General features: G+C 28.4%; 15 protein-coding genes and 2 other annotated features. Of the genes, 2 read left to right on the plus strand and 13 right to left on the minus strand.

Translation table 11 applies throughout. The features are described 5' to 3' along the window. Nucleotides 1-210: 210 nt before the first annotated feature. From GOM42_RS10500 to GOM42_RS10510, 3 genes are all read right to left on the minus strand, one after another. Nucleotides 211-2,394: a stage V sporulation protein D gene (locus tag GOM42_RS10500; protein WP_110016133.1), complete on the minus strand. Its 2,184-nt coding sequence runs from the start codon at nt 2,392-2,394 to the stop codon at nt 211-213. A 263-nt stretch (nt 2,395-2,657) separates the two neighbouring features. Then, the gene (locus GOM42_RS10505) at nt 2,658-5,018 is read right to left on the minus strand and encodes an endonuclease MutS2 (RefSeq protein WP_025648173.1); all 2,361 of its coding nucleotides are present in this window, start codon (nt 5,016-5,018) and stop codon (nt 2,658-2,660) included. 13 nt (nt 5,019-5,031) lie between these two features. Next, nucleotides 5,032-7,383 carry a U32 family peptidase gene (locus GOM42_RS10510; protein WP_110016132.1) on the minus strand — a complete coding sequence of 784 codons (2,352 nt, stop codon included), beginning with the start codon at nt 7,381-7,383 and terminating at the stop codon, nt 5,032-5,034. Between the two features lie 398 nt (nt 7,384-7,781). Between GOM42_RS10510 and GOM42_RS10515 the strand changes: the two genes are divergently transcribed. Then, nucleotides 7,782-8,570 (plus strand): histidinol phosphate phosphatase, encoded by a 789-nt coding sequence (locus tag GOM42_RS10515; RefSeq protein ID WP_003469844.1) that lies wholly within the window; start codon nt 7,782-7,784, stop codon nt 8,568-8,570. Nucleotides 8,571-8,860: 290 nt separating this feature from the next. Here GOM42_RS10515 and zapA read toward each other — a convergent pair whose 3' ends face one another. From zapA to ytxC, 10 genes are all read right to left on the minus strand, one after another. Continuing rightward, complete coding sequence (zapA, locus tag GOM42_RS10520; RefSeq protein WP_011590981.1) at nt 8,861-10,216, minus strand: cell division protein ZapA; 1,356 nt, start codon at nt 10,214-10,216, stop codon at nt 8,861-8,863. Between the two features lie 80 nt (nt 10,217-10,296). Continuing rightward, the gene (gene pheT, locus GOM42_RS10525) at nt 10,297-12,678 is read right to left on the minus strand and encodes a phenylalanine--tRNA ligase subunit beta (RefSeq protein WP_110016131.1); all 2,382 of its coding nucleotides are present in this window, start codon (nt 12,676-12,678) and stop codon (nt 10,297-10,299) included. A 23-nt stretch (nt 12,679-12,701) separates the two neighbouring features. Beyond that, nucleotides 12,702-13,721, minus strand: a complete 1,020-nt coding sequence (gene pheS, locus GOM42_RS10530) for a phenylalanine--tRNA ligase subunit alpha (RefSeq protein ID WP_003451091.1) — start codon at nt 13,719-13,721, stop codon at nt 12,702-12,704. 170 nt (nt 13,722-13,891) lie between these two features. Beyond that, nucleotides 13,892-14,117: a binding site (T-box leader), on the minus strand. Nucleotides 14,118-14,333: 216 nt separating this feature from the next. Continuing rightward, complete coding sequence (locus GOM42_RS10535; RefSeq protein WP_011590983.1) at nt 14,334-15,107, minus strand: RNA methyltransferase; 774 nt, start codon at nt 15,105-15,107, stop codon at nt 14,334-14,336. A 25-nt stretch (nt 15,108-15,132) separates the two neighbouring features. After that, entirely contained in the window at nt 15,133-15,798 is a 666-nt protein-coding gene (locus tag GOM42_RS10540; protein WP_003451483.1) for a TrkA family potassium uptake protein, read from the minus strand. Between the two features lie 22 nt (nt 15,799-15,820). After that, the gene (locus tag GOM42_RS10545; protein WP_003451277.1) at nt 15,821-17,161 is read right to left on the minus strand and encodes a TrkH family potassium uptake protein; all 1,341 of its coding nucleotides are present in this window, start codon (nt 17,159-17,161) and stop codon (nt 15,821-15,823) included. A 228-nt stretch (nt 17,162-17,389) separates the two neighbouring features. Further along, a complete protein-coding gene (gene rplT / locus GOM42_RS10550) occupies nt 17,390-17,749 on the minus strand; it encodes a 50S ribosomal protein L20 (protein ID WP_003451332.1) in 360 nt (119 codons plus the stop codon). 29 nt (nt 17,750-17,778) lie between these two features. Beyond that, a complete protein-coding gene (gene rpmI, locus GOM42_RS10555) occupies nt 17,779-17,976 on the minus strand; it encodes a 50S ribosomal protein L35 (RefSeq protein ID WP_003451643.1) in 198 nt (65 codons plus the stop codon). 21 nt (nt 17,977-17,997) lie between these two features. Then, nucleotides 17,998-18,519 carry a translation initiation factor IF-3 gene (infC, locus tag GOM42_RS10560; protein ID WP_011590984.1) on the minus strand — a complete coding sequence of 174 codons (522 nt, stop codon included), beginning with the start codon at nt 18,517-18,519 and terminating at the stop codon, nt 17,998-18,000. Nucleotides 18,520-18,548: 29 nt separating this feature from the next. Then, nucleotides 18,549-18,668 (minus strand) — a sequence feature (ribosomal protein L20 leader region). Nucleotides 18,669-18,799: 131 nt separating this feature from the next. Then, complete coding sequence (ytxC, locus tag GOM42_RS10565) at nt 18,800-19,678, minus strand: putative sporulation protein YtxC (protein WP_011590985.1); 879 nt, start codon at nt 19,676-19,678, stop codon at nt 18,800-18,802. Between the two features lie 134 nt (nt 19,679-19,812). On the opposite strand from ytxC, the gene GOM42_RS10570 reads away from it, so the two are divergent. Beyond that, nucleotides 19,813-20,508: a DUF6873 family GME fold protein gene (locus GOM42_RS10570; RefSeq protein ID WP_011590986.1), complete on the plus strand. Its 696-nt coding sequence runs from the start codon at nt 19,813-19,815 to the stop codon at nt 20,506-20,508. The last annotated feature ends 40 nt before the right edge of the window (nt 20,509-20,548 follow it).

Raw genomic sequence — 20,548 nt, forward strand, 5'->3', positions numbered from 1 at the left:
ATAAATTTACTCCTAGTTTTATAAAAATTTATCCATTATTTATTAACAAAATTCTATTTTATTATAATCCTTAAAACTTCATAAAAAAAGTATTTATCTTTTAAAGTAAAAAAGAGTTATATCAAAAAGTTAATAATAAATCTTATAAACATTAAGAGGTTTATAATATTTATTATATGTTATTTGATATAACTCTTTATTTTTAAAGTTTTATCCTTCTAATTTAAACTTAATCTTATCTCCACTTTTTATTATTTCTCCTGCACTTATGCTCTGTTCCTTAATTTCACCTTCTCCTTCAAATTCTCCCTTTAATCCTAAGGATTTTAAAATTTCTTCTGCCTCTTCCTTATTTAATTTTCTAAAATCAGGAACTACTATTTCCTTTTCATTTCTATCAAATCTACTTCCAGCATACAAGGTTATACTATCACCCTTTTTAACCTTATAGCCTGGTATAGGTGTAACTGAAGTAACAAAGGTTCCATCCCCTTCAATTACACAATTAACTCCTAATTCATTTAAAGTTTTTTCAGCACTAGTTACCTTATCTCCTCTTAAATCAGGGATTATTACACTTTCATCTTTCGCATCTAATTGCCCTTCATTTAATGAAATATAGTTAAATATATTATTAAATAATTCTCCTGCAAAAGGAGCTGCAACAATTCCTCCAAAATGTTCTCCATTTTTAGGATTATCTATTATTACTATTAAAGATACTTGTGGATTATCATATGGTGCAAATCCAGCAAAGGACGCTATATACCCTGCTCCATAAGTACCTGTTTCAGGATCTACCTTTTCTGCTGTACCAGTTTTTCCTGCTACTTTTATTCCTTCAATACCAGCATCCTTTGAAGATCCATTAGAAACAGTAGATTCTAAGGCCTCTTTAACTCTCATAGTACTTTTTTCATCTACTATATTTTCTTGTATTTTAGGCACAAAAACTTCATCTATAATTTTTGTCCCATTATCATCCTTATGACTTAATTCTTTCATAATATGAGGCTGAATTAAATCTCCTCCATTTGCAACAGCATTTAAGGCTGTCATAAACTGAATACCATTCATTGTATTAGTTTGTCCAAAGGATATAGTTGCTAAATCCACAGCACTTATATCTTCTACATTTTTAACTATTCCTGTAGCTTCTCCCGGTAAATCTATTCCTGATTGAGTTCCAAATCCAAAAAGTTTAATATATTCATTTAACTTTTCTGCTCCTAATTTTGCACCCATTTCCATAAAAGCAACATTACATGAATTTTCTAATGTTTGGTTAAAATTTTGTACTCCATGTCCACCAGGTTTCCAACATTTTATATTTTTCCCTGCTACATTTAAACTACCATCACAATAATAAACCTCATCTTTTCCTGCTATATTTTCCTCTATGGCTGCTATAGAAGTTATTATTTTAAATATTGAACCTGGCTCAAAGGCATCTGAAACAATTGTATTTCTCCACATGTTTTGTAGTTTTGCTGATTCATCTTTCCCCTTAAATGCCTCACTACCCTCATAAGGATTATTAGGATTAAATCCAGGTTTATTTACCATTCCTAAAATTTCTCCATTATTAGGGTTCATAACTGCAATGCTTACTGAGTCTGCATTATGTTTCTTTAAGGCATCTTCAGCTACCTTTTCAACAAAGTATTGTATATTCTCATCTATTGTCAAAGTCATATCTTTTCCATCTACAGGTGGAGTAAAACTTGTTTCAGAATAAGGATTTGAAGTACTATTTCCAGAGACTTCACTAACTCTTACTCCTGGGATTCCCATAAGTTCTTCATTATAATAAAGTTCTAATCCACTTAATCCTTCTCCATCTGCATTAGTTGTTCCTAAAGTATGAGAAAGAAAATCTCCATTAGGATAATATCTTTTTGTATCCTCTGATACTATTACTCCATTTATATCTAGCTCTTTAACCTTATCAGCCTTTTCCTTTTCTATTCTTCTTATTAAGGTAGCAGAGTTTGCTGGATTTCCTGATGGATATGTAAGTTCTATTCTTGATAAAACCTTTTCTTCATCCATCTCTAAAGCTTCAGCTAATAATTTTGCAATTTCAATATTATCAGTATCTTTCTTATCAATATATTTTCTTAAGGTTATTAAATCTAAATCTACTCTAAATACGTTTGCAGTAACTGCTAACTCCCTATTGTTTCTATCTAAGATACGCCCTCTTCTAGCATCTATTTGTATTTCATTGGTCCATTGTTCTTCTGCCATAGCCTTATAATCTTTTGATCTAAATATACTTATGTAAAGCAATCTACCTGATAAAGCTAAAAATAATATTGCTATGGCTAATAAAAAAGCTAATACTCTACCTTCATTAAGTTTAATTTTTTTATTTTTCTTTTTTGCTTTCACCTAACAGCCCCCTCTATACCAATTTTACATAATTCTCAAAGTTTAAATTGATTATATCATAAATATACCTATGCTTTTTTTAATAAATTGTATCTAAAAAAGAGCCCATCTAAAATTCTTTATAAGCGTAGTTTATTTAAATCTACTAATAAAAAATTTAGACGAACTCTTAATATTATTTTTTAAACTATTATTGATTTTATTTTTAACTTAAATTTATATAAATCAAAACCTAAGTTAAGTCATAATTTAATATTAAAAATTTATTTTAATATTACAACAGTAACTCCTGTTCCACCCTCTCCATACTCACCTAGTCTGTGAGATTTTACATGAGGATGTTTTTTTAGCATATCGTTTATAGCTTTTCTTAAAACACCAGTACCTTTTCCATGAACTAAAGTTACTTCTCCTCTTCCTGCAACATAAGCATCATCTAAATACTTATCTGCAGTGTAACAAGCTTCTTCTGAATCCATACCTCTTAAGTCTATTGATGGATCCACCTGTCTTAAGTTTAATCTTGCTTCTCTCTTTTTAATTTTCTTTTCTTCTTTAGTTTCCTTGGCTACTCTTAAATCCTTAGCCTTAACATTTATTTTCATAATTCCAGCTTGAACTTGAACTTCACCTTTATTGTCTGGCTTAGAAAGAACTATGACTTTTTGGTTTATTGAAGGTAATAAGGCTTCCATTCCAACCTCAATCTTTTTAAGTTCTTCTCCCTTTTGCTCTTCTTTTTTCTTTTGAAGCCTAGCTTCTGCATCACTTATTTTATCTCTAAGCTTTCCTCTTTCAGCTTCAAGCTTTCTTCTTGCATCACTAGAAATCCCCATTCTTTCTAGGTCTCTCATATTTTTAAGAATAGCATCAGCCTCTTCCTTAGCTGAATCTAAAATTTGCTTTGCTTCTCTTCTAGCATCTGCATAAACATTATCTCTTACGCTTTCAATTCTTTCAAATTTCTCTTTATATCTATTCTTATATTTTTCTGCATCATTTCTTAATATAGCAGCTTCTCTAGCATCATTTTCTGCTTTTATACTCTTTTCTTGAAGTGATTGTATTAAATCTTCAAATTGAAGTGATTCAGTAGAAATAACCTTTTTAGCTTCTTCTATGATATTATCTTTAAGACCTAATCTTCTTGAAATTTCAAAAGCATTTGATTTCCCTGGAACTCCTATTAAAAGTCTATAAGTTGGTCTTAAGGTTTCAACATTAAACTCAACAGAAGCATTCTCAACATTTTCAGTTTTTAATGCATATCCCTTTAATTCACTATAGTGAGTTGTAGACATTATTCTACATCCTCTTGCTCTTAAGTTTTCTAATATTGAAATAGCAAGTGCAGCTCCCTCTGTAGGGTCTGTTCCAGCCCCAAGTTCGTCAAAAAGTACAAAACTCTTATTATTTGCTTTCTCCATTATTTTAACTATATTAGTCATATGAGAAGAAAAAGTTGATAAGCTTTGCTCTATACTTTGCTCATCTCCTATATCTGCAAATATCTCTTCAAAGAAGCTTATGCTTGAATTTTCACTTGCTGGTATTAAAAGTCCACTTAACCCCATAAGTTCAATAAGCCCTGTAGTCTTTAAGGTTACAGTTTTACCACCAGTATTTGGCCCTGTTATAAGTAATGTTGTAAATTCTCTTCCTAAATAAATATCAGAAGAAACAACTTTATCTTTAGGAATTAGTGGATGCCTTGCATCCATTAAATCTATTACTCCTTCTTCATTTACTATAGGCATTGTTCCACCTAAATCACTACCATATTTAGCCTTTGCAAATATAAAATCTAATTCAACTATTATATTAAAGTTAACTTTTATAACATCAATATTTTTATATACTAAGGCTGATAATTCTGCTAATATTCTCTCAATCTCAGCTCTTTCCTTTAGCATAAGTTCTTTTATTTCGTTATTTAAGTTTACTAAAGCCGTTGGTTCTATAAAAAGTGTAGCCCCTGTTGAACTTTGATCATGAACAAGTCCTGGAACTTGAGATTTATATTCAGCTTTTACAGGAATAACATATCTATCTCCTCTAACTGTGTATAAGGAATCTTGAAGATATTGAGCATTACTTCTTACTATAGAATTAACTTTATCTCTTATAGATGAATTCTTTTCTTTTAAGCTTCTTCTTATACTATAAAGCTTATCACTTGCAGAATCTGCAATTTCATCTTCACTTACTATGGCCTTTGATATGGCACTTTCTACACCTCTAAGTACTATAAGTCCTTCTCTCATTCCTTCTAGGATTCTATGCTCTTCTTCCTCTTCTTTTCTAGCTAAAAAGTCAGAAAGTTTTCTTGTTACAGATAACATATTTCCTATTCTAAGTAAGCCCTCTATACTTAAAACTCCACCTTTTTCAGCTCTTGTTATAGCTTCCTTAACATCATAAAGCCCTTCGAAAGGAGGATTTCCTTTTCTCATTAAAATATCTAAAGCTTCTTTTGTTTCTTCTAAATGTTCTTTTACATCATAAACAGAATCATATGGTTTAAGATCTAAAACCATCTCCTTAGCTGATTTTGTAATGGCATATCCCTTAACCAATTCCTTAATTTTATTAAATTCTAAAACTCTTAAAACTCTATCGTTCATACTTTAATCCCCTTTACTCAACGCCTCTTTTAAAGTGACCTTTAGTATAATCCTTTAATCTTAAAGCTTCTTCCTTATTTAGAGCTTCAATAACCTGTCTAACCTCTTCATAATTTTCATCTACAAAGTCTAATCTAAAAGAATCTACTCCTAAAGATTTTATTTCATCAATTTCCTGAATTAAGTTAACAGGTACTGTATTGTATATGTGTGATCTACAGAATATATCAGTTCTTATAACAAAATCTTGATTCATTCTATCTCTTAAAGTAAATGTACTACTTACACATTGATTATCACAATTTTTTGAAGTACATTTTCCACCAAAGGTACTTCCTATTGGGCAATATTCACTAACCATAACCTCTGGTCTTCCATAAACAAAGATTTGAGCTCCCTTAGAATACTTCTTAAGCATTTTATTTAACTCTTTTTTATTTAATTCTAAACTTAAACAGCTTCCCATCATATGTTCATTATAAAACTTCATACCATAAGAATTAAATATATTAAGTTTATAATCACCTATAATATTTGTTTTATCCTTAAATCTATTTATTATTCCAGTATTAGCTGTAACTAAACCTTTTATTAAGTTAAGATTCTCTTCTATTATATTACTTATTGTTTCAAACTCTTCTTTTATTATTGTAGGTGCTTTTATATAAAGATTAATTCCTTCAACTTTGAATTCTTTTATAGCATTCTTATTAAGTTGCCCTTGATTTTTTCCAAAGATATCTAAAGCAATATTTTTGATTCCACAATCTATTGAAGCTCTTAATTGTTCCTTAGTATTTACAACAACTAAAACCTCTGGCATTTCACCATTCTTTTCATTAAGTTCTATATTATTTTGTTTTTCTATAACTCTTTTGTATTTTTTAATCTCAGAATTTCTTATCTCTTCTAAAACTTCTCTTCTTAAATTATTTATAGAAGAAACTGCTGCAAAACCATCTTCAAAAGTTACGTATTCTATTTCACTTATTTCATAAGGAATATCTCCAGATTTCTTTAAGTTCTTTTCAACTTTTTCCTTATCCATAGGTCTATTTACTGCAACTTGAACCATATCACCAGTCTTTGTAAAGTAATTTCCATTGTACTCCACAGTAAGTTCCATAGGTTCATTAACCTTAAATTTCATATAAGCCTTTAAGTTTATCTTTCTCTCATATGGATTTTCATAAGAGGTCTTTAATTCATTTAAAAGCTTAGTATCTGAAGTTTTATAAAGCTTATCATTAGCTTTATATTTTTTAGGGAATATTTTTACCTTATCCCCCTTTTTAGCTTCAGTAACCTCTCTATTTCCCATAAGTATTTTACTTACAGTAAATCCATCATCATTAGTTCTTATTCCATCTTTTAATGAAAGATCATCTAATAAAAGGACTTCTCCATTTTTTAGAACTTCTCCAAGTAAAACTCCTGTATTTCTTGGAGTTTTAAAAGCCATCATATCTTTCCCAACATTTTTATACATGTATGCTGTAGAAAAACCTTCTCTATTAAATAACTTTTTAAGTTTAAGCTTATTTCCCTCTTGAGACTTTTTAATATTTCTATAAGAATTATCTATAGCTTCTCTATAAGATTCTATAACTCCAGCAACATACTCAGGTCTCTTCATTCTTCCTTCAACCTTTAAAGAGCTAGTTCCTGTTTTTATCAAGTCCTCTACATTTTCAATAGTACAAATATCCTTAGGACTTAAAAGGAATCCTTTAGTCTCTTTCTTATCTTTTTCTCTAATTAGTGTATATGGAAGTCTACAACTTTGAGCACATCTTCCTCTATTACCACTTCTTCCTCCTATTAAGCTACTCATTAAACATTGTCCTGAATAGCAAACACATAAGGCTCCATGAACAAATATCTCAGTTTCTATTCCTAAGTCCTTTGAAATATATTTAATTTCATCTAAAGTAAGTTCTCTTGATAAAACAATTCTAAAAAATCCATTTTCTCTAAAGAAAAGTGCTCCTTCTCCATTATGTATGCTCATTTGAGTTGAAGCGTGTAATTCAAAATCTGGATATACCTCTCTTATTCTTTTAGCTAATCCTACATCTTGTATTATTAAAGCATCAACTCCTATTTTATATAAAACGCCTATGTAATCTACTGCTTCTTGAAACTCATTTTCCTTAATTAAAGTATTTACTGTAACATAAACCTTAACGCCATAAGTATGGGCATAATCCACAGCCTTTTCCATTGTTTCATTATCAAAGTTAGAAGCATAAGCTCTTGCTGAAAACTTGCTTCCTCCTAAATATATAGCATCAGCACCTCTGTTTATGGCAGCAATTAAACTTTCCATACTTCCTGCCGGTGCTAGTAACTCTATTCTTTCCATAAAATTCATCTCTCCTAAAATTCAACTAGGTCTTTCCTTAGTTAATTTACTCAATACTTTGTATTATACACAATTACACAGTACAATTCTACATTTCATTATTTCTCTTTTCATTTAAAAACTTATAAAACAAAAATTTATATATTAATAATTTATTTAATAAAATTTCCTCACTAAATTTATGTTAGATATTTGTTATTTTATTCATAGGTAAATTTAATGAAGAATCTTCATTCTACTATAGTATTTATTTTTACTTCTAAGTTAAATTCAAAAATATCCCTATGATAGTCTTAAATATAATAACTAAATAAACCTTAAAGCAATTTGCTTCCCTTAATATTTTTCTAAGTTATGATAAAATTAAATTATACTAATATTTATGCGGAGGTTACAAAATGCTTTATGATTGTCACATACATACAGAATTTTCAGCTGACTCTGAATTAAAAATTAAGGATATATTAGAGAAGGCTAAAAAAAATAATCTCGGAATAATAACTACAGAGCATTTAGATTATAATTTAAAAACTCACCCTCAATTTGCTGAACTTGATATTGAAGGTTATTTAAAGGAATACAGTAAATATAGAGGAGAAAATATGCAACAAGGTGTAGAACTTGGACTTGCAATGAACAATGTAGATGAAAACTTTGCCTTTTATGAAAAATACAAAGATAAATTTGATATGATAATAGGTTCTATTCATTCTATAAATGGTGTTACTCTTTCTAGATTTCTAAAACAAGATACTAGACCTAAAGAAGTTGTTTATGGTGAATATCTTGATAATATGCTTAAATGCATAGAATTTTATGATATTTTTGATACTTTAGGACATATAGATTATCCTTGTAGATACAGTACTTATAATGATAAGGAAATGACTCTTAAGGATTTTAAATCTAAATTCCAAGCTATTTTTAAAACACTAATAGCTAAAAATAAAGTTCTTGAACTTAATACTACTCGTTTAGATGATGAAACTTCCTTTAAAAACATGGTAGAAATCTATTCATACTATAGAGAACTTGGAGGTAAATATATAACCCTTGGTTCAGATTCTCACAAAATAGAGCATGTAGGTAGAAATTTCGAAAAACTTTATAAATTCTTAGAAGAGACAAAATTAACTCCTTGTTACTTCAAGGACAGAAAATTAATTCCATGTTCATATCCCCTATAAAAATAATTTTATTTTTTAATTGATATAAAAGTAAAATTTAAAATCAAAGTTAATTTTTCACTATATCTTTATATAAATAAGTAAGTTATATAAAGATACACAATTTTTAAGGAGTTTTTTATTTCCCAATTTAGTAATTAAAGCTTACTTTTAAATTAAGCTTATAAGAATTTTAAGATAGATTAAGTCTTATATACTACTTAATATAAATAATAAATTTATTTAAAACTATAAAAGACTGTAAGAAAATTTATTTTCACATAAATCTCTTACAGTCTCTAAATACACTTTTATTTTTTCTTTAAAAGAACATTATTTGATTTTTTTGAAGTGGCAAGCTTAACTTGAGAATCTAAATATTTTTGCTCTAAATCTAAAAGTTTATACTTAGCTGTTTGCCAGTTACGTCTTAACTCTTTATTATTCTCCATTAAAAGTTCTTTTTCTCTTTTTAACTTTTTAGCTTCCTCTTCTAAAATCTCCATTTCAGCCTTAACTTCTTCAGCTTCTTCCTTTAAGGCTTTCATTTCAACTTCCATATCCTCTGAAATCTTCTTACCTAAAGCATCTTTTTCTTCTAAAGCTAATTGAAGATTTTCTTCTAACTCTAAAATTTGCTTCTTTAAACCACTATTTTGATCTTTAATCCAAATTTTTTCTTTATTTAAAAGCTCTGAAGTTTCTTTAAGTTGTCCATTTTCTTTATTTAAACCTTCAAGTTTTTCTTCTATTTCTTTGCAATTAATCTTTAGATTTTCTCCTTCTAAAGTTAACTTTTCATTTTCTTCTCTTTGAGTCTTATTTCTTTCCTTTAAGCTATTAATCTCTTTATTTAATAGTTCTAAGTTTTTCTTAGCTTCAGTAACTATACTGCTTAAGCTATTATTTTTTTCCTTAAGATCTCTAAGCTCTTTTTCCACATTATTATTTTTACTTTTTAAATTATTAATCTCATTACTTAAGTTTTTCTCTTTATTTCTTGAGATTTCTATAGTTTTGTTTAACTCAGCATTATTTGATTTAACCTCTTTAAGTTCTTTACTTAATTTTTCAACTTCATGTGAGTTTTTATCCTTAGCTGATTTTAAACTATTATTTTCACTTTTTAATCTTTCAATTTCTTTCTTTAAATTAGCTATTTCCTCATTAGAATTATTCATTCTATTATTTGTATTCTTAAGCTCTTCTTTTAAATTAGAATTTTCACTATTTAGCTTATTAAATTTATTATTAAGTTCTTCTCTGCTTTTCTCAATCTCTTCTTTTTTATCTTTTAATTCATTAAAACTCTTTTCTAAGGCTTCTTTCTCTGAAGTAATCTTATCTAGTTTTTCCTTTAAAGAAACACTTTCTCCTTCTAGTTCTTTAAGATCTTCTATTTCTTTTTTGGACTTTTCTAATTCAGATTTTACTTTTTCATAATAATCTATAAGTTGATTATATTCATCGTTTCCTTTAAATAATTCATCAGCTATGTTTAATGCAGATAAAGATAAAACTCCAAGTGCACTTAATTTATTATTTTTTGTTGCCATCTCTTGTGTTTTTTCTTCTACGTATTCAGCTACTTTTTTTAAATATTCTCCGTCTTCATGGCCTTTTAAATTATATTCAACTCCATTTATTGTTACCGTAACAGTCGCCATACTTCCTTAAACACCTCTTACTTCCATAATAAAAAATATGTTATGTACATTTTAACATATACATAACATATTTAAAACTATTATTGCTCTCTTAATTGAGCTCCTAGCTTATATTCTAAAGCTCTTAGTATCTTATCATGAACTTTATTTATATCTTTATCTTTTAAAGTTTTGCTTGGATCTCTGTAAGCTATAGCATATGCAATACTCTTCTTACCTTCTGGTATTTGAGCACCTTTATAAACGTCAAATAATTCAACTTTTTCAACTACTTGACCACCAGCTTTTCTTATTGCATCTTCTATTTCTTGAACTAGAACTGCATCATCAACAAGTAAAGCTATATCTCTTGTTATTGCTGGATACTTAGGTAATGGTTTGTAAGCTTTCTCTGTTTTTGAGAAGTTATACATAGCATCTAAATCTAATTCAGTAACATAGCAAGGAACATCTACTCCGTAGTTTTCATTAACATCTGGGTGAATTTCTCCTAAAACACCTAGTGAAGTTCTACCTAATATTAACTCAGCAGTTTTTCCTGGGTGATAACTTGGATTTTCACTCATTCTCTTGAATGATGCGCTCTTAAGACCTAATGAATCTAATAAGTTTTCAACTATTCCTTTTAAATCAAAGTAATCGCATTGTCCATAAATACCAATTGTTAATATATTTCTTTCAGTTGGTAATTCATTTTCATCTGAATTTGGAATATAAGTTTTACCTATTTCAAATAATCTAACTATCTCATTGCTTCTTGAATAGTTTCTAGCTAAAGATTCCATCATTGAAGGAAGTGTTGAAGTTCTCATAACACTATAATCTTCTCCTAGTGGATTCTTTATTTTAACAACATTTCTAAGGCTACTATCTTCTGGTACACATATTTTATCAAATACTTTTGGACTTACAAATGAGTAACTTATAGATTGATTTAAGCCTGATGCTAACATTGTATCTATAACTTTTTCATCTAATAATTGTTTCTTGTCCTTAGCTTCTTTTTCTGTACTAGTTGATATTAAAGTAGCTGGAATATTATTATATCCATAGATTCTTGCAACTTCTTCTGCTACATCTTCTCTTATATCAACATCTATTCTAAATGTAGGTACTAATATTTCTAATGTATCTCCATTTATAGTAGTTTTTAAATCTAAGCTATCTAAACATCTCTTCATTTCTTCTGCTTCTAATGAAGTTCCTAAGAATTTGTTTATCCAGCTAACACTTACTTCTAAAGTCTTTTCTTCTTTAACATTATTGTAGACATCTATAGTGCCTTCCATAATCTCTCCACAGCCTAGTTCTTCAACTAAAGCACATGCTCTGTCTAAAGCTAAAGCTGCTAAGTTTGGATCTATGTCTTTTTCAAATCTTGATGAACTTTCAGTTCTTAATCCTAAATTTTTAGAATTAACTCTTATGTTAGTTCCATCAAAGTTAGCTGATTCAAATACAATCTCTGTTGTATCATCTTTAACACCTGAGTTTAATCCACCCATTATACCAGCTAAAGCAACTATCTCTTCTCCATCTTTTATGCAAAGAACATCTGAATTTAATTCTCTTTCTATTTCATCTAAAGTTACGAATTTATCTCCATCTTTAGCTCTCTCAACTACTATATTAGAAGATTTTAATTCTCTTCTATCAAAGGCATGCATTGGTTGACCAAGCTCTAACATAACAAAGTTAGTAATATCAACTATGTTATTTATAGGTCTAACCCCAGCATCTAATAATCTTTCTTGCATCCAAGTTGGTGATGGAGCTACCTTTACATTTTTAACTCCTCTAGCCATATATCTATTACAAAGCTTATCATTAACTGAAACTTTTATTTCATCATTTATGTTTTTATCACATTTAACTTCAAACTTAGTACTTGGCATTCTGTAAGTTTTTCTTGTTGTAGCTGCTGTTTCTCTAGCCATACCTAAAACACTTAAACAATCAGGTCTATTTGAAGTTATTTCAAAATCTAAAACTTGTTTATTAAGACCTAAATATTCTTTTATACAAACACCAATTGGAGCATCCTCTGGTAAAATCATAAGTCCAATAACTTCTTTTCCGTCAGCAATTCCTAATTCTTCTTCTGAACAGAACATTCCGTTTGAAACTTCTCCTCTTAATTTACCTTTTTTGATTTTGCTTCCATCTGCTAATATTGCACCATGTAAAGCTACTGGAACTTTATCATGTTCTTTCATATTATCTGCAGCTGTTACTATTTGAATCATTTCTGATCCTATGTTTACTTGACAAATTTTAAGCTTTTCAGCATCAGGATGTTGTTCTATTTTATCTATTTGACAAGTAACTATATTTTCTATTTCTGCACCAGCAGTTACGACCTCTTCTACTTTTGATCCTGATAAAGTTAAAGCATCGCCTAACTCTTCTGCTGTCATATCTATATCAACGTAATCTTTAAGCCAATTAAATGGTACTTTCATCTTTTTTACCTCCTATTTTAAAACTAGAATTGATTTAAGAATCTCATATCACTTTCGTATAATAATCTTATGTCATCTATTCCATACTTAAGCATAACCATTCTGTCTACACCAAAGCCGAAAGCAAATCCACTATAAACTTCTGGGTCTATTCCACAGTTTCTTAAAACTTGAGGGTGAACCATACCACAACCTAGTATTTCTATCCAACCTTCTCCCTTACATACTTTACATCCTTTTCCGTTACATACAAAGCATGTAGCATCCATTTCAGCTGATGGCTCAGTGAATGGGAAATGATGTGGTCTAAACTTAGTTTTTACTTTATCACCAAACATTTTTTTAGCAAATAACTCTAAAGTTCCCTTAAGATCTGCAAAAGTTATATCCTTATCTATAACTAGACCTTCCATTTGGTAGAATATTGGTGAATGCGTAGCATCAACAGCATCTGATCTAAATACCTTACCAGGTGAGATCATTTTTATTGGTGGTTGTTGTTTTTCCATTACTCTAGCTTGAACTGGAGAAGTTTGAGTTCTTAAAACTACATTATCATTTATGTAAAATGTATCTTGCTCACTTCTAGCTGGATGATTCTTAGGAATGTTTAAGGCTTCAAAGTTATAGTAATCTTTCTCAACCTCTGGACCATCTTCTATAGCAAATCCCATTGAAACAAATATTTTTTTCATTTCATCTAAAGTTTGCTCTAATGGATGTTTCTTTCCTATTGTTTGTTTTTTACCAGGCATTGAAATATCTATTACTTCATTTTTAAGCTTTTCTTGTTTTTCAGCTTCTTTAACAGCCTTTGTTACAGCCTCTAATTCAGCTTCTAAAACCTCTCTTACCTCATTAGCTAACTTACCAACTATTGGTCTCTCCTCTTTAGATAGAGATCCCATTCCTCTTAATATAGTTGTAAGTTCTCCCTTTTTACCAAGATATTTAACTCTTATTGTATCAATAGTAGTACTATCTTTAGCTTCTTTAATTTCTACTAAAGCTAATTCTTTAATTTGATTTAACTTATCTTGCATTTTCATTCTCCTTTCCTGATATATAATTAATATATTAGATTTTATCTTAAAGCTCTTAGAACCCTAATATCTATTTTTTAGTCATTATTTAATCTTAGATTTAATTTTAATAGTATATTTTCATTATTGACACATTTCAATTAAAATAAAATAAACCCCATCCCTCAAAAACAAGGGACGGGGTATTCATATCCGTGGTACCACCCTAATTAGTACTAAAAAAATTAGTACTCACTTAATTTCAAATAACGACTATGCCGCTAACTACTACTTTATATTTCACAGTTAGAACTCCAGAGTGAACTTCAATATAGGTTTCTAAAAATGCTTTCAGTCCATGGCATTTTTTCCCTGATAAGAAATTACTATATCTACTCTCTCTATCAATGTTTTTATCTATTCAATTCAAAGTATATTATACATATAATAGTATTTATAATCAAGGCATTTATTATTTTTTCCTATTTAATAGAATTTTACTTATAAAAAAAATCAAGAGATTATATGAAAAGTTAATAATAAAACTTACAAATAGTATTAAAAGAATCTCTAGTAATTCTTAGAATATATTTGTAAGTTTTATTAAAAGTCTTTTTTATAAAACCTCTTGATTTATTTAAATGATTGTCTTATCTTTTCATATATCATTATAGAAGTAGCTACAGCTACATTTAAAGATTCAGCTTCACCAGGCATAGGAATTTTAACTTTTATGTCTGCAATATCATATACTTCATCACTGACACCATTTCCCTCATTACCAACAGCTATCATAACTTTTCCTTGAAGATTTTCTTCAAAGAAATTATTTTTTCCTTGAAGAGAACTTACTACAAGTTTATACCCTTCCTTCTTTAATGATTTTACAAAATCTAAAGAATTATCCTCAACAATTGGAATATAAAATATTGAACCCATTGTTGATCTTAGAGTCTTATCGTTATATATGTCAACAGTACCTTTAGTCATTACTATTCCTGCTGCACCTGCTGCATGAGCTGTTCTTATTATTGTTCCCATATTTCCTGGATCTTGAACCTTATCTACTAAAACAACTAGCTCTCCACTTTTTAATTCCTTGTTTTGCATATTTATAACACCAACAATTCCTTGTGGATTTTCCGTTGAACAAAGTTGTTTTAAAAGAGTTTCATTCATTTGTATAAGCTTTATATTTTCATTAATTTTTAAGAATAAGTCAGGATTTTTCTCCTTAAAACTTTCTGTAAAAATTATTGAATCTATTGATACTTTACTTTTTATAGCTTCCTCTACAAATCTTAAACCTTCAATAAGATACTTATTACTCTTTATTCTATGCTTTTTTTCTTTTAACTTTTTTATCTCTTTAAATAAGTTATTGTTTTTACTTTCGATTTCTAACAAAGCAAATAATCCTTTCTAGAAGATATTAATGTCTAAATATCTTTCCTTCTAATTTTGTTAAATCCTCTGCAGAACCTATAGCAACTACTATGTCATCCTTATTAATAACATCATCTGCATCTGGAGATATATTAACTTCATTGTTTCTCTTAATAGCCATTACGTTTATTCCGTATTTACTTCTTAAGCTTAATTCTTTCATAGACTTTCCATACCACTCTTTTGGACTTTCTATTTCAATTATAGAATAATCTGGAGATAATTCTATATAATCTAAGATGCTTGAAGAAACTAAGTTGTGAGCTACTCTAACTCCCATATCCTTCTCAGGTAAGATTACTCTGTCTGCTCCTATTTTATATAAAACTTTAGCATGTAAATCACTATTTCCCTTAGCAATTATATATTTTATTCCCATATCTTTTACAAGTAATGTTGCCATAACACTTGCTTGTATGTTAGCTCCTATTGTAACTACAGCCACATCAAAATTTCTTAATCCTAAAGTTCTTAAAGCATTTTCATCTGTTGCATCCATTTGAACTGCATGAGTTACACTATCTGATATTTCTTGAACTAAATCCTCATTAGAATCAATTGCTAAAACATCATGACCTAAAGCATATAAAGTTTTAGCTACTGATGATCCAAATCTTCCTAATCCTATAATAACGAATTGTTTACTTGACATAAGCCTTACACTCCTAACTTATTTATCCTATTAATATTTTATCTTCTGGGTATTTGTATGCACTTGGTTTCTTTCTATTAGCTAAAGCTAGAACAACAGTCATAGGGCCCACTCTTCCTAAATACATAGTTATTATTATTATTATTTTTCCTATTACTGAAAGATATGGAGTTAATCCAAGAGTTAATCCAACTGTAGCAAAAGCTGATGTAACTTCATATAGAATATATTCTAATGAAAATCCTGGTTCTGTTACTGCTAAAATTAATGTTCCAAGTACCACTATACCAAAACCTATAAATAAAACAGCAAAAGCCTTATACACTAATTCTTTTGAAATTCTCTTTTTAAATACTTCAGTATCTTCTCTTCCTCTTATTATAGAGATTAGAGTAAGTACTACTATACCAAAGGTAGCAGTTTTAATTCCCCCTGCTGTTGACCCTGGTGATCCACCTACAAACATTAATAATATAGTTAAGAATTTTCCAGCTAAAGTCATATCCGCAGTAGAAACAGAGTTAAATCCAGCAGTCCTTGTGGTTGCTGAAGCAAAGAATGCATTAGTTAATTTATCTCCAAAACTCATATACTTTAGAGTATTAGGATTATTATATTCAAATATGAACATAAGAATAGCTCCCCCAATTAAAAGGATAGCTGTTATCATTATTACAACTTTAGAGTGTAAAGATAATTTCTTATATCCCTTATAATTATATAATTCTGACCAAACAGTAAATCCTAAACCACCAATTACTATTAAGGCTGCAATTGTTAATATTACAGTTTTATTGTTAGCATATCCAACTAGATTATCTCCAAATAAATCAAACCCTGCATTACAAAAAGCTGATATAGAATGCCAAATACTATAGTATATTCCTTTTAAGAATCCAAACTTGGGTATAAATTGAGTAGATAATAATAGTGCACCTAACATTTCTACTGAAAATGTAAATGCTAAGATATATCTAATCATTCTAACTAACCCCTGTATTCCAAAGGTATTCATAGCTTCTTGTATAAGAAGTCTTTCCCTTAAGGTTATTTTTTTCTTAACCATTAAGGCAAATAAAGTTGTAAAGGACATGAATCCCAATCCACCTATTTGTATTAAGATTATTATGACAGTTTTCCCAAAATAGTTCCAATGTGCCGCTGTATTTAATGTTATAAGTCCCGTAACACATACAGCTGAAGTTGAAGTAAATAAACTATCTAAAAAAGGAGTAAACTCACCACTTTTAGATGATATTGGAAGACTTAATATTATAGCACCTAATAAAATAACCATAGAAAAACCTAAAGCTAAAATCTGAACGGCACTAAATTTTATCTTTTTTGTCAGTTTAATGTACATAATTAAACCCCCAACTTAAACTAATATTATATTTTCCCTTTAATTTTATTATATCTTATTTTTAATTTATATATGTAAAGTTGTCTTATTTTTAGAATTTAAAAGTAATTTTATTTAATTGTAATTGCAAATAAGTTTAATTTTATTCAGATAAAAGTCTGAATAAAATTAAACTTATAAAATATAAATAAAATATAAAAAAAATGCGAGATAAACTCGCATCTGATATTAAGCGTTTAAGTGCTTTTTAGCTAATTCAACTAAATCAGCAAATGCTTTTGGATCATTTATAGCTATCTCTGAAAGCATTTTTCTGTTTATATCAACACCAGCTAATTTCATTCCGTTCATGAATCTTGAATATGAAAGACCGTTCATTCTTGTAGCTGCGTTTATTCTAGCTATCCATAATCTTCTGTAGTCTCTCTTCTTTAATCTTCTTCCAACGTAAGCATTTCTTAATGCTCTTATTACTGATTCGTTAGCAGTTTTGAATAACTTGCTTTTTCCACCATAGTATCCTTTTGCAAGTTTTAAAACTTTTTTATGATTTTTACGAGCATTTACCGCTCTCTTAACTCTTGCCATTTTCTAGACCTCCTACTCCGTGTTTTATCTTATAGATATGGTAATAATTTCTTCATTGCTTTTTCTTGTGCAGTTGAAACATAACCAGTTTTTCTTAAATTTCTTTTTCTCTTAGCACTTTTCTTTGTTAAGATATGGCTAGTGAAAGCGTGAGCTCTCTTTAATTTTCCAGTTCCTGTTTTTTTGAATCTTTTTGCTGCACCTCTATGAGTTTTCATTTTTGGCATTGTAAGTATCCTCCTCTCAAGTTACGCTTTTTTAGGAGCTAAAATCATTATCATGTTTCTACCTTCTAATTTAGCAGGTTTTTCTACTGAACATACTTCCTCTAATTGAGCTAAGAAACTATCTAATATCTTAACACCAACATGTGAATGCTCAGCTTCTCTTCCTCTAAATCTTACAGTTATCTTGACTTTATCTCCAGCTTCTAAGAATTTTTTAGCATTCTTAGCTTTTATTTCTAAGTCATGCTTTTCTATAGTTGGGCTAACTCTTATCTCCTTAACACTGATAACCTTTTGCTTCTTTTTTGCTTCTTTTTCTTTTTTAGATTGCTCGTAAATAAATTTACCGTAATCCATTATTTTGCAAACTGGTGGTTTAGCATTTGGCGAAATCATAACTAAGTCTAACTCAGCCTCATCTGCCATTTTTTGTGCATCTCTTCCTGATACAACACCAAGTTGCTCTCCTGTGCTAGAAATTAATCTAACCTCTTTTTCTCTTATTTCTTGATTGATTGCAAAATTTTTACTAATCTTGTTCACCTCCGATAGAATTTAGCCAACACAAATATATAAATAAAAAAGGACGGTTTTAAGCCGTCCTCTATTACCAAAATCAAATGTAATAAAATTCATGACCAAACTAGCATTAATAGCTGTAAGGTGAGAAACGGCTGTTTCTTCTTGACATCAGTTATCTTATCATTATTCTTTTTTATTGTCAACACAATTCATCAATTTCTTTTAAATAAAATAATAGTTTTTATCTTTAAAACTTATAATTTTAAGATTTATTACAATAAATATTTTTAAGTTTAAAAACTTATTTTTTTAAAATATCATTGTAACTTCTATGAGTTTCTACTCTTTCACCAAAGACACTTTTTATAGTCTGAATAAATTCTTTATTAATGCAATATTCTTCATTATATATTTTTATTTTTTTTGGTGCATTGGTTATTAAACCACTAATAATAATATCTTCTATATTTATTATTCCCTCTTCAGCAATATCTGTAATTTCATTTAAAAAATCCTTAAAGATATCAAGTCCTTTAGAATCTTTAACTTCATAGGATCCATTTCTTTGAACTATTATATTTACTTCTTCTAATTTACAATCTTGTATATCTACAAAATACTTTAATAGTTTTATGAATTCATTATATTCTTTTTCAATCATATAATCTTCTACTACTTTATCTATAATACATTCTATATACTTTAACAAAGGTTTCATTCTAAAAGTTATAAAACCTTCTATGTTTATATAATCATTTTCTAATATAAATTCTTTTATATTCTCTATAATGTCATTTACCTTATTTAAACAATAAAAATCTTTATCAGAACAAATCTTTTGCTCTCCTTTTAATATTTTATTTATAGCTAAATCAATTTCTAATATTTCATCATGTTTTAAAAAGAAATAATTTTCATTTATATAATGAAGCATTTCTTTTTCTCTATAGTGTTCTATTATAACATTATAGATAACATTACTTATATATAACATTATGGTCTCTCTTATCTTTTCATCAAAGTCACTATTTCCATAGTATATTTTAACGAAGTGAGTTCCACATGAGATACTTTCTGACACACCAATTATAATTCCTTTGCTCTTTAAAACACTTTTTATACTCTGTATGTCCTCTATTAATTTTTTTTCCTCCTCACAACATAATGTCATTAGAAGCATTTTTCTCACTCCTTTCTTTACTTTTAGTATGTATTAATTCACATGTAATATTCAAAAATATAAATTCATTAATCGACAATTTCTTTAATTTTTTAGTAAAATGAAATTATAAAATTTTGAATGAGGAGATTATTATGAGAACTTGTTTTGTTGATTATAGAATTTCACAATTAGAAGAAAAAAAACTAAAGGATTTAAATCTTAATATAATTAAGGTACCAAAACATCCTAAACTATATGATGCTATAGACGGTCATCCAGATATACAAATAAATATACTTAATGAAAATACTCTTTTATTAGCTAAAGATTCCTCTGAAGAATTATTTAACTCTGTTCCAAAGGATTTAAATATTATAAAAAGCTCTTATAACTTAGAAGATAAATATCCTGGAAATGTAATTTTAAATGCTGTAAACTTAAAAAATGATTTTATACATAATCTAAAATTTACTGATCCTAAGCTAATTGAATCAGTAAAGGAAAAAAACTTAATAAACATAAAGCAAGGATATTCTAAGTGTTCTATTGCTGTAGTTTCTGAAAAAGCCTTAATAACTTCTGATAAAGGAATTTATAAAGCCCTAAAACCTCATGGCTTTGATATATTATTAATTCCTAGTGGTGATATTTCTCTTCCTGGTTTAGATTATGGATTTATAGGTGGAACCTGCGGATTAATTTCAAAAAATCAAATGGCTTTCTTTGGCAACTTAGAAAATCATTCCTATGGAAATGATATTAAAAACTTTTTATTAAAATATGATGTTGAACCAATTTATCTTTCTAATGGTAAATTAATAGATAGAGGTAGTATATTAACTATTTAACAATCACTATATTTTACTCAATATAGTAATAAATGTTGAT

This window comes from Clostridium sp. 16K-1-R1, assembly GCF_023921145.1.
Classification (GTDB): domain Bacteria; phylum Bacillota; class Clostridia; order Clostridiales; family Clostridiaceae; genus Sarcina; species Sarcina perfringens.